At 41.0% G+C, this 14,670-nt stretch carries 13 protein-coding genes; 7 read left to right on the top strand and 6 right to left on the bottom strand.

Annotated elements, in window-relative coordinates; translation table 11 throughout:
- Positions 1-2: 2 nt before the first annotated feature.
- From EZJ28_RS07415 to EZJ28_RS07400, 4 genes are all read right to left on the bottom strand, one after another.
- The gene (locus EZJ28_RS07415) at positions 3-1,856 is read right to left on the bottom strand and encodes a CocE/NonD family hydrolase (protein WP_131396427.1); all 1,854 of its coding nucleotides are present in this window, start codon (positions 1,854-1,856) and stop codon (positions 3-5) included.
- Positions 1,857-1,967: 111 nt separating this feature from the next.
- The gene (gene tilS / locus EZJ28_RS07410) at positions 1,968-3,281 is read right to left on the bottom strand and encodes a tRNA lysidine(34) synthetase TilS (protein WP_131396425.1); all 1,314 of its coding nucleotides are present in this window, start codon (positions 3,279-3,281) and stop codon (positions 1,968-1,970) included.
- A gap of 97 nt (positions 3,282-3,378) precedes the next feature.
- Positions 3,379-4,671 carry an aminodeoxychorismate synthase component I gene (pabB, locus tag EZJ28_RS07405; RefSeq protein ID WP_131396423.1) on the bottom strand — a complete coding sequence of 431 codons (1,293 nt, stop codon included), beginning with the start codon at positions 4,669-4,671 and terminating at the stop codon, positions 3,379-3,381.
- Positions 4,672-5,208: an NADPH-dependent FMN reductase gene (locus EZJ28_RS07400; protein ID WP_131396422.1), complete on the bottom strand. Its 537-nt coding sequence runs from the start codon at positions 5,206-5,208 to the stop codon at positions 4,672-4,674.
- A gap of 104 nt (positions 5,209-5,312) precedes the next feature.
- Between EZJ28_RS07400 and EZJ28_RS07395 the strand changes: the two genes are divergently transcribed.
- Together EZJ28_RS07395 and EZJ28_RS07390 are read left to right on the top strand one after the other, a co-directional pair.
- A complete protein-coding gene (locus tag EZJ28_RS07395) occupies positions 5,313-6,191 on the top strand; it encodes an aldose 1-epimerase family protein (protein ID WP_242670085.1) in 879 nt (292 codons plus the stop codon).
- Positions 6,192-6,439: 248 nt separating this feature from the next.
- Positions 6,440-8,161, top strand: a complete 1,722-nt coding sequence (locus EZJ28_RS07390) for a M48 family metallopeptidase (protein WP_131396418.1) — start codon at positions 6,440-6,442, stop codon at positions 8,159-8,161.
- Positions 8,162-8,318: 157 nt separating this feature from the next.
- Here the strand turns inward: EZJ28_RS07390 and lpdA are convergent, their stop codons facing one another.
- The gene (gene lpdA, locus EZJ28_RS07385; protein WP_131396416.1) at positions 8,319-9,722 is read right to left on the bottom strand and encodes a dihydrolipoyl dehydrogenase; all 1,404 of its coding nucleotides are present in this window, start codon (positions 9,720-9,722) and stop codon (positions 8,319-8,321) included.
- Positions 9,723-9,823: 101 nt separating this feature from the next.
- Positions 9,824-10,282, bottom strand: coding sequence for an Lrp/AsnC family transcriptional regulator (locus EZJ28_RS07380; RefSeq protein ID WP_131396414.1), 459 nt, complete (start codon positions 10,280-10,282; stop codon positions 9,824-9,826).
- A gap of 155 nt (positions 10,283-10,437) precedes the next feature.
- Between EZJ28_RS07380 and EZJ28_RS07375 the strand changes: the two genes are divergently transcribed.
- From EZJ28_RS07375 to EZJ28_RS07355, 5 genes are all read left to right on the top strand, one after another.
- On the top strand, positions 10,438-11,652 hold the full coding sequence (locus tag EZJ28_RS07375) for an aminotransferase class I/II-fold pyridoxal phosphate-dependent enzyme (protein WP_131396412.1): 1,215 nt from the start codon (positions 10,438-10,440) through the stop codon (positions 11,650-11,652).
- A 125-nt stretch (positions 11,653-11,777) separates the two neighbouring features.
- Positions 11,778-13,250: a Na+/H+ antiporter NhaC gene (gene nhaC, locus EZJ28_RS07370; RefSeq protein WP_131396410.1), complete on the top strand. Its 1,473-nt coding sequence runs from the start codon at positions 11,778-11,780 to the stop codon at positions 13,248-13,250.
- Between the two features lie 204 nt (positions 13,251-13,454).
- Positions 13,455-14,093 (top strand): peroxiredoxin, encoded by a 639-nt coding sequence (locus tag EZJ28_RS07365; RefSeq protein WP_131396408.1) that lies wholly within the window; start codon positions 13,455-13,457, stop codon positions 14,091-14,093.
- 13 nt (positions 14,094-14,106) lie between these two features.
- Positions 14,107-14,421 (top strand): co-chaperone YbbN, encoded by a 315-nt coding sequence (locus EZJ28_RS07360; protein WP_131396406.1) that lies wholly within the window; start codon positions 14,107-14,109, stop codon positions 14,419-14,421.
- Positions 14,402-14,650 carry a DUF6952 family protein gene (locus EZJ28_RS07355; protein WP_131396404.1) on the top strand — a complete coding sequence of 83 codons (249 nt, stop codon included), beginning with the start codon at positions 14,402-14,404 and terminating at the stop codon, positions 14,648-14,650. The genes EZJ28_RS07360 and EZJ28_RS07355 overlap by 20 nt, the downstream gene beginning before the upstream one ends.
- Positions 14,651-14,670: the final 20 nt, after the last annotated feature.

Raw genomic sequence — 14,670 nt, 5'->3', positions numbered from 1 at the left:
TTCTATTCTTCTAATAATAAAAATTTGACAGCAGAGTCACCATATACCGTATGGGTCTGTTTCTTAAAATCTTCCTCTTCTGCCTCAAAAATATTCTCCACATAAGTTTGAGGGTTGAGGTCTATCAGCGGAAACCAGGTACTCTGGACCTGTATCTGCAGTTTGTGGCCTTTTTTAAAGGTATGATTAATACCCTGCAAGGTAATGTTTACCTCTGTTTTTTTATTTGGCTCGAAAGGTTGAGGCTCTTCAAATCCATTTCTAAACCGCCCTCGCATGACCTCACTTCGCACCATCATGTGATAATTGCTCATTTTAAGATGCGGCATAGTTTCCTCGTAATTTTCGGCATCGGGCGGATAAACATCTATCACTTTCACGACCCAGTCGGCCGCAGTTCCCGTTGTCGCCACCTTCAGCATAGCTTCAATCGGCCCAACCAGTTTCATATCTTCTTCCAGGACTTCGGTCTCAAATACCAGTACATCGGGCCTCCTGGCGGCGAATCGCTGGTCTCCTGTCATATATTCCCGCGGAGTAAAGACCATTTTTATCTCATTATTATATGATACAGGTTTTTCGGGATCACTGATGAATTCTTCCTTATTATCGGAAGGCTGTTCAACAAGTTTCTGATCATCCCCGAGGTACCAGGTTTTTGTTCTAGTATTTTTTGGAGGCCATTCTGAATAATTATTCCATTTTCTCAAGCCGGTATCATAGATATGTGCTTCGGGCAGGTCTGGTTCCCCTTTCCCACTTCCCTTCAGAAAATGATTGAAGAATACGGTTTCATAATCCCGCTGAAAATGTGTGGAAATACTATCCCCGAAATACACATTCCCAACAGACTGCCTGCCCGTCTCTCTGGCCCAGTCCCCGTGACTCCAGGGACCAAAAACAATACTGCTGAAGTTATCACCGCTTTCTTCTATATTCTTGTAGATTGCGAATGGACCATACAGGTCTTCAGCATCAAAAAGACCACCAACAATCATTACCGCTGGTTCCACATCTTTCAGGTGCTGAACGATGCCCCGGGACTGCCAGAATTCATCATAATTTGGATGTTTCTTCAGCTGCTGCCAGAATTCATTATCTTCTTTATAATATTGGTCAAGATTGCTTAGCGGACCTGCGTCCAGGAAGAACTGGTACTGATCTTCAGTTCCCAGGTCGGGAATAGAGTACCAGGCCGTGTCTACCGGGGTTTCTTTCTGGTAACCAAAAACCGTGGTTGCCCTCCAGTAGCTAAGCAAATAGGCTCCGTTATGATGAAAATCGTCAAAGAAAAAATCTCCTATACTTGCCTGGGGTGATGCTGCTTTTAAGGAAGGATGCCCGCTAAGCAACGAATAGGTGGAATAAAATCCGGGATAGGAAATCCCCCAGGTTCCAACCCGGCCATTGTTGTTCTCAACATTCTTAACCAGCCATTCAATAGTATCGTAAGTATCGCTCGCTTCATCTACCTGGTCACCTTTTTTATTTGGAATATAGCCCCGCATATTATCATACTTCCCTTCACTCATCCATCGTCCCCTAACATCCTGATATACTATGATATTCCCTTCTTTCATAAGGATCTCATTTGGCCCTATCTTGGACCTGAACTGATCTTCTCCGTAAGGTCTGGAACTATAAGGCGTTCTTTGCATTAGAATTGGGTATTCCCTCGAGGTATCTTTTGGCGAATAAATGGTAGTATGAAGTTTCACTCCATCCCTCATTGGAATATCAACTTCCATTTTGGTGTAATGTTCCTTTACATCATAGCCTGTTTTCGTCTGTGCAGTTACCGGGATAAAAACCAGAAAAATAAACACAGTAAACAGGGAGATCTTGAATACTTTCATTAGGGGCTGTTTTTTTTAAAGTTCCTAAAGATAGAAATTAGCCCTTTAAAGCTAAAAGAAAATTGCCGATTACGATAAATACCTCACTACTGCTGACCTTCAGGTAAAAATCTAACTCACGCAGATCTTCAGGATCCGGGAATCTGATGGTTTAACGGCAAAACGATTATCGGCTCTGTGATCTATTATCCAAACTATTCTCTTTCCTGAACATAGGATCCAGGTATTTTCTTTCTGAGGAAGAGAGAATTTTTCGTCTTTAAAGAAATCGCTCAGTTTTTTCTTGCCATCCATTCCAAAGGGATAAAAGAAATCACCTTTCTTCCATTTTCTAATGACCAGTGGATATTTTAGTTCTTGCTGAGGAACATAGATACAGCTCTTTGAAAGACGTCCCATTTTTTCAACCTCACTTATATGCAGGGTTCCCAGGCCAGGTATCATCACTAGGTTTTCACCTTCCTCAATACTGTAATCCTTATTCAGGGATTTCTCTTTTCTTTCGGTTAGTAAAAGCTTACGGCGATCCTTGATCAACCGGTGTGAATCTGAATAGACAACCTTACCGCTTTGTGCTGTTAATAAATCATATACATCGTTCCATTCAGTAAATCCAAAAGATTTTAATAACTGGTAAAGGAGCTGTTTCGGATTAGGAACCTTTTTAAGGAATTCCACATCTAGAGAATATCCGTAAACGTCCTTCTCTACAATCTTTGGATACAACAGGCTTATATAATCTTCAACCAGGTCCAGGCTTTCTCTAAGATGCTCCTGTGTTTTTGCAAAACCTTCCAGAAGCTGTGGATTAATCTCCTGCATAACTGGAACTATCTGATGTCTTATCTTGTTCCGCATGTATTTATCAGAAGCATTTGTACTATCTTCCCGCCATTTAAAATGTCTTTCTCTGGCAAAGCTTTCGATCTCTTCCCTGCTGAAACTCAGCAAGGGTCTTATCACTTCATTATTTTCCCTCTTTATGCCTGTAAGTCCTTCCGGGCCCGTACCCCGAATGAGATTGATAAGAAAGGTTTCAAGGTTATCATTGGCATGATGCGCAGTAAGTGTATAATCAAAATGCACGGAAGCACTAAGTTCCTCAAACCACCCATATCGAAGGTCGCGTGCAGCCATCTGCACAGAAATCCCCCTGGATTCGGCATATTTCTGAGTATCGAAACTTTGAGTATAGACCTCCACATCCAGAGAGTCTGCAAGATCTACCACAAAGCTTTCATCACCATCACTTTCGTCACCACGTAAATTGAAATTGCAGTGAGCTATGGAAAAATCGAGTTTTGAATCGTGGCATAAATGGGCAAGCACCACACTGTCTACTCCACCGCTAACTGCCAGCAATAACTTACTTCCGCACAAAAAGGGAAATTCGGTCTTTACCAGATTCTTGAAGGCTTTTTCCATTGCACACCAAATATACGAAAGACCCCACCTAAATTGACTCAGAAGAGATGTACTTTTTCCTTTTTAATTGATGAACCTAAAATTGAATTTAAAATCCTTATAAGTTAGTTAGTACCTCGCGCATCGCTTTGGCCTTGAGAAGACATTCTTCATATTCCTTTTCTGGGTTAGATTTTGCAGTGATCGCACCACCTACTGAAAATGACAAATATTTGTTTAACGAATTATAAAGTATACTCCTTATTACTACATTAAAATCGAAATCCCCATTGGGAGTAAAATAGCCGACAGCTCCGCTGTAAAGTCCCCTTTTGGATTCTTCCAACTCCTCTATGATCTTCATGGCCGAGATCTTTGGTGCCCCGGTCATGCTCCCCATGGGAAAACTACTCCGTATGGCTTCAACCGGCGGGATACCATCAGCCAGCTTTGCGGTCACGCTCGAAATAAGCTGATGCACCTGTCTAAAAGTATAAACCTTGCATAGTTCATCTACCTGAACACTACCTTTTTCAGCGATTCTGGAAAGATCGTTCCTTACCAGGTCAACGATCATCACATTTTCAGATTGCTCTTTGGGATCGCTTTCCAGTTCGGCAGCGATCCACAGATCTTCTTCTACATCATCCGAACGCCTTGCAGTTCCCTTAATGGGCTGAGATAAAAGATCCATTCCTTTTTTCTTTAGATAACGCTCGGGAGAAGCCGAAATAAGATTGTAATTTTCAAGCTTCAGGTAAACCGCAAAAGGAGGTGTGGAAATTTTATTCAGAGAACGATAAATATCCAGTGCATTGATATCAACATTTTCAGCAAAAAACTCCTGGCAAAAATTAGCCTCATAAATATCCCCCCGGTGTATATATCTTAACATGGTATCCAACTTATCTCTGTATTCCTTTTTAGAGATACGTGGTTTCACCTTTATTGAATGTCTGCCCGTTCCAGCTTCTTCCTGGATTCCGCATATTTCCTGAAAATCTACTTCAATTTCATCATCGACCATTCGCAGATAATGAAATTCAATCCTATCATCTTTTAGAAAGATCAGTTTTTGTGGCTGAAAGAAATACAGGTCGGGAAAATGGAGTCCATCAAAATTAGAAGATCTAAGGTCCTCCACATCATTTTTAAGATCATAGCTCAGGTAGCCAAAGATCCAGTCGGCCGTGGTTTCCTGATATTCTTTTAGTTTATCAAATGCATCAACATGATCGGTCTTGATAGCCGTAAAAGCCTCTACTGCAAGAATGGCCTCATATTCTCCTGTTTTCAATTCATACTCATTGCTATCAAGCCAGGCGATTTCATGAAACTGACTACCCCATATAAGCAACTGTTCTTTAAATTTTGAATGCTTATCTAAAGGAAAAATTCTGGAAGTGCGCACTTAATTCTCAATTTGATGGGCAAAGGTAGTAAGCACATCTTCAATTCCCATATCCAGAACTTCATTAATTACCTGTCCCTCCTCAAAATTATCCCTGAATGAAGGAAAGCTAAAGCTCTCGATCACCTGTCCGCCGAAACGGGCAAAAATATGGCGGGTATATTCCAAAGAAGATTTCGCCCCTCTTTTTCCCGGCGAAGTACTAAAAAGGAGGATCTGTTTTCCTTCCAGAAAATTTCGTTTGAGTCGGGACAACCAGTCTATATTATTCTTGAAGAAAGCAGAAGAAGCCCCATTGTGTTCGTTAACCGCTACAACCAGCGCATCATGAGAATCTATAAGTTCTTTTAGCTTCTTTACATTTTCAGGAATTCCTTCATTTACTTCAATATCCCGACTATAAATAGGAAGAGGATAATCGGTTAGCTTTATCATTTTAATATGATGTCCCTGAATACGACCGGTAATATTTTCCAGTAACTGCTGATTGATTGAAACACTACCATTAGATCCCGCAAAGGCCAGAATATTTTTCATTTCCACAGAATTTTTGTCTAAAATACCTAAAAATTACAAGTTGAGTTTATTTGGGTTTTAATCCCTTGGTAAGAATTGTAACTTTAGAAAAAAATTGAAGCATTTTGAAAAAGCACTCCCTAGAAAATAAATTTTTGAAGATCGCAGTTCAGGAAACCGGAGCTGAGTTGTGCAACCTGATAAACAAGGAAAAAGGGACTGAACATATTTGGCAGGCCGATCCGGAGATCTGGCCCAGCCATGCCCCCAACCTTTTTCCGGTTATAGGGATCCTGAAAGATGGCAAGTTTTTTCATGAGGGTGAAGGATATAAAATGCCGAAACACGGGTTTATTCGCTATAACAAAGATGTAAGACTTAAAGAAAAAGCTGAGGACCGACTCATTTTTGAACTGATCTATTCTGAAGAAAGTCTGAAAATTTACCCTTTCAAATTCGATTTCAGAATCGAGTTTAACCTAAAAGGAAGATCGCTGGAGGTAAAACACCATATCATCAACCTGGATTCCCGGGAAATGTATTTCTCCCTGGGTGGTCACCCGGCCTTCAACATTTGTCTTTTTGAAGGAGAAAAGATCAGCGACTATTCCATAGAATTTGATCGCGAAATGGAATTGAAAAAATATATTCTAAATGACGAAGGCCTGGTAAGCGAACAAACAGAACCCGTTCTGGAAAACGAGAAAAAGATTCAGTTAACAGAGGATATTTTTGAGGATGATGCGCTCATTTTTAAAGATATTCCCGCTAAGAAAGCTGATCTGGTAAGCAAAAAGAATGGAAAGATCTTATCAGTAAAGTATTCGGATTTCAAAAACCTGGGAATCTGGGCTAAACCAGGCGCTCCCTATGTTTGCATTGAGCCTTGGCTTGGAATTGCAGATGTAGAAGGAACCGATCAGATTCTGAAAAATAAAGCAGGCATCATTGAACTGATGCCTGCTAAGGAATTTAATGCCGGTTATACGATAAATATATCATAAATAACCTGAAAAAATTACGTTCTATTCTTTCTTTTCGCTGCTTTGGCCGCACGTTTTTCCTTTAAACTCAGCACAGGTTCTTTCTTGGCCGTGTTCTTTGAAGGTGATTTATCTTTTCCCATAACTTCTAAAATTTAACTTATTAAAGTTAATGAATCTTCTCATTCGAAAATCATAAATTTTCATCCTCTTTTTTGTAATTTTATAAGGTTCTCCCCCCAATTTTTTTCTAACCAAAATATCAAATCATGAAGGCAAAAACATTCATGGTTCTTCTCTTTTTAATTTTTGCCTGTAAGAATCCTGAAAAAGAACCGGAAAAGATAAGTATACAGGAACCTCCGGAAAGCAAATATGCTTGCGCTCCACAGGTTAGCGATGCAGAATGGTACAAATCTGATAATAAGGCTCCATTATTTGAAGGTCTGGATGCGGTTAATTACCCTATCCAGACAAAGAGTGCGGAAGCTCAGCAATATTTCAATCAGGGGCTGGTGCTGGCCTACGGATTCAATCATGCTGAAGCTGCCAGATCCTTTTATTATGCGACTAAAGTTGATCCTGAATGCGCCATGTGTTACTGGGGATATGCCTATGTCCTGGGACCTAATTATAATGCCGGGATGGAAGCTGATAATTATAAGCGTGCCTATGATGCTATTCAAAAAGCCAGGGAAATAGGATCAAACTCTGAAAAAGAAATGGCTTTAATCAACGCCATGGCGCAGCGATATGTTAAGGAACCGGTGGAAGACAGAAGCAAGTTCGATGTTGCTTACAGCAAGGCAATGAAAAAAGTTCACCAAGAGTATCCGGATGATGAAAATATTGCGGCAATGTATGCCGAATCCATTATGGATCTCCATCCATGGGACCTTTTTGACAAGCAGGGAAAAGCAAAAGAATGGACCCAGGAGATCGTTGGATTGCTTGAAAATATTCTAAAGAAGAACCCAAAACATCCCGGAGCCAACCATTTCTATATTCATGCTGTAGAAGCTTCAAATACTCCGGAAAGGGCAAATGCTGCGGCAAAAGCCTTTGATGACGGACTTGTCTCCGGTTCAGGACATCTGGTACATATGCCTTCACATGTTTATATAAGAACCGGGGAATATCATAAAGGTACAATTGCAAATATCAGAGCGGTAGAGGTTGACAGTATTTATGTAAGCGCCTGCCATGCCCAGGGAGCCTATCCCCTGGCCTACTATCCGCATAATTATCATTTTCTCGCAGCCACAGCTACGCTGGAAGGGAATAGTGAATGGGCCATGATCGGTGCCAATAAATTATCGGCACATGTACATCCGGATCTTATGAAAGAACCTGGATGGGGAACCCTTCAGCATTACTATTCAATTCCATTATATGTACAGGTAAAACTGGGGCGCTGGAACGAATTGATAAATTCAGAATTTAAGACTTATGATCTGCCCTATTTGAAAGCAGTTAAGAATTACGCGCAGGGAATGGCATATATGGCAAATAATGACCTTGAAAATGCCGTAAAAAAACTGGAAAATCTAGAAAAGCTTTCTGAAGATGAAAGTCTGGAAGAAGTAAGCATCTGGGAAATCAACTCGGTTTCCACTTTAATGCAGATCGCTAAACGAGTTTTAAAAGCAGAGATCCTGGCAAATCAGGAGAAATATGGTGAAAGCATCGCTTTACTGAAAGAAGCCGTAGAGATCGAAGATTCCCTTAACTATGATGAGCCGCCAGACTGGTTCTTTTCAGTAAGGCATCATTTGGGTGCAGTCCAGATCGAAGCAGGAAAATATGAAGAAGCAATTGCCACTTATGAAGAAGACTTAAGGCGACTTCCTAAGAACGGCTGGGCTCAGCACGGAATTAGACTGGCCTACGAAAACCTGAACGACCAGGAAAATGTAAAAAGAATGGAACAACTTCTGACTAAGAGCTGGAAGGGAGCCGATATCGAGATAAACTCATCGAGGATAAAGTGATTTATTACACTTAAAATTAGATCCTGAAATAAATTCGGGATGACCATATTTAAAAGAAAAACCACCCGAATTGGGTGGTTTTATTATTGTTAATCTCTGGTAACCCCAAGTGCTTCGACTAAGCTCAGCACAGGCTCCATCGTAAGATCTGTCAAAATTATATATGCAACGGCCTGTTCTCGGTAGCTGCCAGTGCAGCTTCCTTCACAGCCTCGGCATAGGTTGGGTGCGCATGGCTCATCCTTGAAATATCTTCGGCAGATGCCCTGAACTCCATCGCGGTAACCGCTTCTGCAATAAGATCTGCTGTTCTGGCTCCTATCATATGAACTCCAAGCACCTCATCGGTCTTTTCATCAGCAAGGATCTTAACAAGTCCGTCAATGTCTCCGCTGGCTCTGGAGCGACCAAGGGCACGCATGGGGAATTTACCTTCTTTGTATTTCACCCCTTCTTCCTTCAATTGTTCTTCAGTCTTTCCTACCGCCGCAACCTCAGGCCAGGTATAAACCACACCCGGAATCAGGTTATAATCAATATGAGGCTTCTGTCCGGCTATAAGTTCTGCGACCATGGTGCCTTCCTCTTCAGCTTTATGAGCAAGCATGGCTCCGCGAACCACATCTCCAATAGCATAAATATTTTCTACGTTTGTTTGAAGATGATCGTTCACTTCAACCCTACCCTTATCATCAAGCTTCACACCGGCAGCTTCAGCATTCAGTCCATCTGTATAAGGACGGCGCCCAACTGAAACAAGACAGTAATCTCCTTTTAACTCGATCTCCTTATCTTTCTTGTCATCGGCTTTAATAGTGATCTCATCACCATTTCTTTCAACCGATTTTACCTTGGTGCTGGTATGGAATTTAATTCCCTGTTTCTTCAATACTTTCTGAAGTTCTTTTGACAGGGCACTATCCATCGTTGGGATAATCCTGTCAAGGAATTCTACAACAGTCACCTCGGCCCCAAGACGACGGTAAACCTGTCCTAATTCAAGCCCTATAACTCCTCCTCCAATCACGATCATATGCTTTGGCACTTCCTTCAGCTTTAAAGCCTCAGTGGAAGTGATCACCCTTTCCTTATCCAGTTCGATAAAAGGAAGGTTAGCCGGTTTGGAACCCGTGGCAATAATTGTCTTTTTCGCCTCGATGGTTTGGGTTTCACCGTCTTTATCGATGTTAATGTGAGTTTTGTCTTTAAATGAACCCACTCCTTCATAAACATCGATCTTATTTTTATCCATAAGGAACTTTACCCCGTCGCAAGTCTGGCTTACCACAGAAGCTTTACGTTCCATCATTTTCTCAAGATTCAGTTTTACCTCACCAGGAATTTCAATCCCATGCTCTTCAAAATGTGCAATCGCATCATGATAGTGGTGAGACGAATCTAAAAGCGCCTTACTTGGAATACACCCAACATTAAGGCATGTTCCACCAAGCGTGGAATATTTTTCTATGATCGCAGTTTTCATACCCAGCTGGGCGCAACGAATGGCGGCTACATATCCACCGGGTCCTGATCCTATAACTGCAACATCATATGTACTCATAATTGTCTGTTTTACTGATTTTTTAACAAATTGACCGTAAAAGTACGACTATTCTCTACAATGACCAATGCAAGACTACTCAGTTGATAAAAATTTAAGAACTACAGGCTAATACTTGTGGTTTCCTTTACTTTATTAATAGTAAAAATACTCGTGGTACTACCTATATGGTCCAGGGTTGTAAGCTTCGTCACCATAAATTCACGATAAGCATCCATATCCTTGACCAGGACCTTTAAAATATAATCATAATCACCACTCACATGAAAACATTCAATCACCTCCGGAAGACTTGTAACCTCTTTCTCAAATCGGGTTAAAAAATCTTTCTTATGCTGAATGAGTTTGATCTGGCAAAGCACCATAAAACCTTTATCAATCTTGTCAGGATCCAGGATCGCCACATATTTAGAAATCACACCTTCTCTTTCCATTTTCCGAATTCGTTCGTAAACCGCTGTGACCGAAAGTCCAAGATCGTTTGAGATCTCCTTATTGGTCTTTTTACTATCTGCTTGCAGATGCTTAAGTATCCTTTTATCAAGATTATCAATTTTCATCGGTTATAAATTTTCACTATCAAAGAAATATTCATGGCAAAAATAGATTTATAATCCATAGACATGTAATTAGGTAGTTTTATTTTCTGCAACTGATGAATATCATTGTTTTTACAACCATTTCTCTTCAATTTTGAAGATTAAAGCTATTCATTATGAAATATAAGCCAGCAGATCGCATTCAGGATCTACAATATTTTGGGGAATTTGGTGGAGTGAATCCGTCTATTTCCGATTCGTCCACCTATACTTTCCTTTCAGCAAAGACCATGTTCGATACCTTCGAGGGGAATGCTGAAGGTTGTTACCTGTATTCCAGGCACTCCTCACCATCCAACCTGTATCTTGGAGAGGCACTTGCCGCAATGGAAGGTACAGAAACTGCCAATGTTGCCGCATCGGGAATGGGAGCTATTACCTCGGTACTCATGCAACTATGCAATGCCGGCGACCATATTGTATGCAGCAGGACAGTATATGGAGGAACCTATGCGTTTCTGAAAAATTTCGCACCAAAGTTCGGCATCCAGACCACTTTTGTTGACATTACAAAAACCGAAGCAGTAGAAGCAGCGGTTCAGAAAAATACTAAAGTGCTCTATTGTGAAACCGTTAGCAACCCGCTACTGGAGATCGCAGACCTGGAAAAACTCTCAGAAATAGCAGGATTAAATAACCTGAAACTAGTAGTAGACAATACATTTTCACCCCTTTCCATTAGCCCTGCAAAACTAGGAGCTGATGTGGTGATACACAGTTTGACAAAATTCATTAATGGTAGCAGTGATACCGTAGGTGGCGTAGTTTGCGGAACAAAGGATTTTATCAACGATCTTAGAAATGTAAATGATGGGGCAGCCATGTTGCTAGGCCCAACCATGGATAGCCTTAGAGCAGCCTCTATACTTAAGAACCTGAGAACGCTTCACATTCGCATGAAGCAGCACAGCCATAATGCGATGTCCCTGGCAAGGAAATTCCAGGAAGACGGTTTTAAGACGGTTTATCCCGGACTTAAATCCCACCCGGGTCATGAGACCTTCAAAAGGCTGATGAATGAGTCCTATGGTTTCGGCGGAATGCTTACCATAGATGTAGGTTCTCTTGATAAGGCTAATGAGCTTATGGAACTTATGCAGAAGCGCAACCTGGGATATCTTGCAGTAAGCCTTGGTTTTTACAAAACCCTTTTCAGCGCACCCGGAACTTCAACTTCTTCAGAGATTCCTGAAGAGGAACAGAAAGAAATGGGATTAAGTGACGGCCTTATCCGTTTCTCCATAGGCCTGGATAATGATATTGAAAGAACCTATGAAATGATGAAGGAATGTATGGTAGAAGTTGGCGTTCTTAATACCGAAATGGTTTAAAATTTTGCAGGATTAAGCCGAAAGTCGTAAAATTACGCGACTAAAATGGAAAATTCTTAATATTAAAAATAAAAAGACCTCACAGGTTCGGAAACCTGTGAGGTTTCATTTTTTAAAATCACTGCATGGAAAACTCTACGGCTAATCCTGAAAATGAACCAGTTATTGAGAACAGAGAATTGAATATCTGGGAAGCTCTCATTCCTGTTATTGCCCTTATAGGGATGCTTGCTTTCAATGTTTTTGTATATGGTGATGACGCCTTAAGCGGTTCAAACCAGTTCATACTCCTTATGGGAGGAGCAGTTGCGGCGATCGTTGGATTTTTCAACAAGGTGAAATTCGATGATATGATAGACGAGGTGGCCCGTAATATCCAGAGCACAGCGGGAGCCATCCTTATACTTCTTATGGTTGGAGCACTGGCCGGAACCTGGCTGATAAGCGGTATAATTCCTACCATGATCTATTATGGACTTCAGATTCTGAATCCTACCATTTTTCTGGCGGCCTGTGTTATAATCTGTTCAGTGATCTCGCTGGCAACAGGAAGCAGCTGGACAACCTCGGCTACTGTGGGAATCGCATTGATTGGCATCGCAGACGCACTAGATATTTCGCTGGGAATGACGGCAGGAGCAATACTTTCGGGAGCCTATTTTGGAGACAAGATGTCTCCGCTAAGCGATACTACAAATCTTGCACCGGCCATGGCAGGAACTGACCTCTTTACGCATATCCGGTATATGGCACTTACTACGGTTCCCACAATTACCATAACTCTGATTGCTTTTATAATTATAGGTCTTAATATAAATACTCAAGGCGCCACAGACACTACAGATATTTTGAATTCCATCGATGCGTCTTTTAATATTAGCCCATGGTTGTTCCTGGTGCCGGTAATAGTTATTTACCTCATCGTTAAAAAAACCTCCCCCTTAATAGCCCTATTAATAGGTACTTTGCTGGGAGCTGTTGCCGCATTGATCGCCCAGCCGGATATTGTGCTGGCGGTAAGCGGAATGGATAAACTGAATTTTATTAGTGGCTATAAAGGCATAATGAATGCCATCACGGTAGATACCGCCGTGGAAACAGATTCTGAAGCATTGAACGACCTTTTTGCGGCAAGTGGAATGGCCGGGATGCTTGGAACCATCTGGTTGATCATCTGCGCGATGGTATTTGGCGGAATTATGGAAGCTATAGGCGCTCTTTCAACAATAAGTAAAGCTTTACTAAATCTTTTTCATACCACCTTTGGGTTATTTGCAAGTACCGTGTTCAGCTGTCTTGCGCTGAATGTTACGGCCTCAGATCAATATCTTGCGATTGTGGTACCGGGTAAAATGTTCTCCAAAGCATTTAAAGACAAAGGCCTTGCACCTGAGAATCTGAGCCGTAGTCTTGAGGATTCAGGAACAGTTACTTCAGTGCTCGTTCCATGGAATACCTGTGGAGCTTATCATAGTGGAGTACTGGGAGTGCCTGTGCTTTCTTATGCCGGATATGCTTTTTTCAATTATATGAGTCCGTTCATGACCTTATTGTTCGCAGCTTTCCGAATAAAAATTAAAATGTTGAGCAGTAAATAATATTGAGAAATCTTCAAAACAGCTGGTAAAAACCTGATAATTTGACAATTATAGAATCCTCTTATTGAAATTGACATAAGCTATAATCAAATCCTATTAGACGATAAAATTTTAGAATTTTCACAGGTTTAAAAAACGAGCTTAGTTTATAAATTTGTACCCGAAGAAAAAGAGAAAAAGTTTAATTAAAAACAATCTAACAATATGGCTTTAGTCGGAAAAAAATTTCCAAATCTTAGCGTAGACGCTATGAACGAAATGGGAGACACTTTCAAAATAAACGTTTTGGAAGAAGCTCAGAAGAACAATAAGAAAGTATTGCTTTTCTGGTACCCAAAAGATTTCACCTTTGTTTGCCCCACAGAACTTCATGCCTTTCAAAAAGCTCTTGAAGAGTTTGAAAAAAGGAATGTTATGGTGATCGGAGCGTCTTGTGACACACCTGAGGTTCATTTTGCATGGCTAAATACTCCAAAAGATAATGGTGGTATTGAAGGCGTTACTTATCCTATCCTTGCAGACTCTAACCGTAATCTAAGCTCAAGACTTGATATCCTTGATATCATGAACGAAACTTACGATGAGGAAACAGGAGCATTAACTGTAGAGGGAGATAACGTAACTTACCGTGCAACTTACCTTATCGATGAAGAAGGAACTATCTTCCACGAAAGTGTTAACCATATGCCACTTGGAAGAAATGTAAACGAATTCCTTAGACTTATTGATGCTTACACCCACGTACAGGAAAAAGGAGAAGTTTGTCCTGCAAACTGGGAAGAAGGTAAGGAAGCGATGAACGCCGACAGAGAAGGTGTTGCGAACTACCTAAGTTTAAACTAAATAAAAAATTGCTATGATTAAGGAATTAGATCAGGATAACTTAAGCGAATTAGTAAGTAGCAACGATACCGTAGTGGTTCAGTATATGGCCGGATGGTGTGGTAACTGCCGACTTATGAAGCCGAAATTCAAAAAACTGGCTTCTGAGCATGAGAATGCGCAATTCGTGTTGGTAGATGCCGAGAAATTCCCGGAATCAAGAAAACTGGCCAAGGTAGATAACCTGCCAACCTTCGCAACATTCAAAAATGGAAGTTTTAAAAATCAGGTTCAAACAAATAAGTTTGACCAGCTAAAAAACTTAGTTGATGAAGTTACCAGTAATTAGACATCTGCAGAAGAACAATGAGGTTGAAAAGCTGGAGCACACCATAGAGGTGCTAGAAAATTTCACCGAACACCGCTCGGTTTCTGAAGAAGAAATGGACGTAATAGGTGAATTGCTTACCAATCTTTGCGGCGCTGTGGAAGTTCATAAAATGATACAGGATGGTACCCCGGAAAGGGATGCTGCCAATAGTTTTGCCCAAAAGGTTCTAGGCTCAATAGACCGCTAGATTCCTTTTGAATCAAATTG

It is taken from the genome of Gramella sp. KN1008 (genome assembly GCF_004332155.1).
Taxonomy (GTDB): domain Bacteria; phylum Bacteroidota; class Bacteroidia; order Flavobacteriales; family Flavobacteriaceae; genus Christiangramia.
Note: the sequence above shows the minus strand (reverse complement) of the source record. Positions and strands in the feature narration are given on the sequence as shown.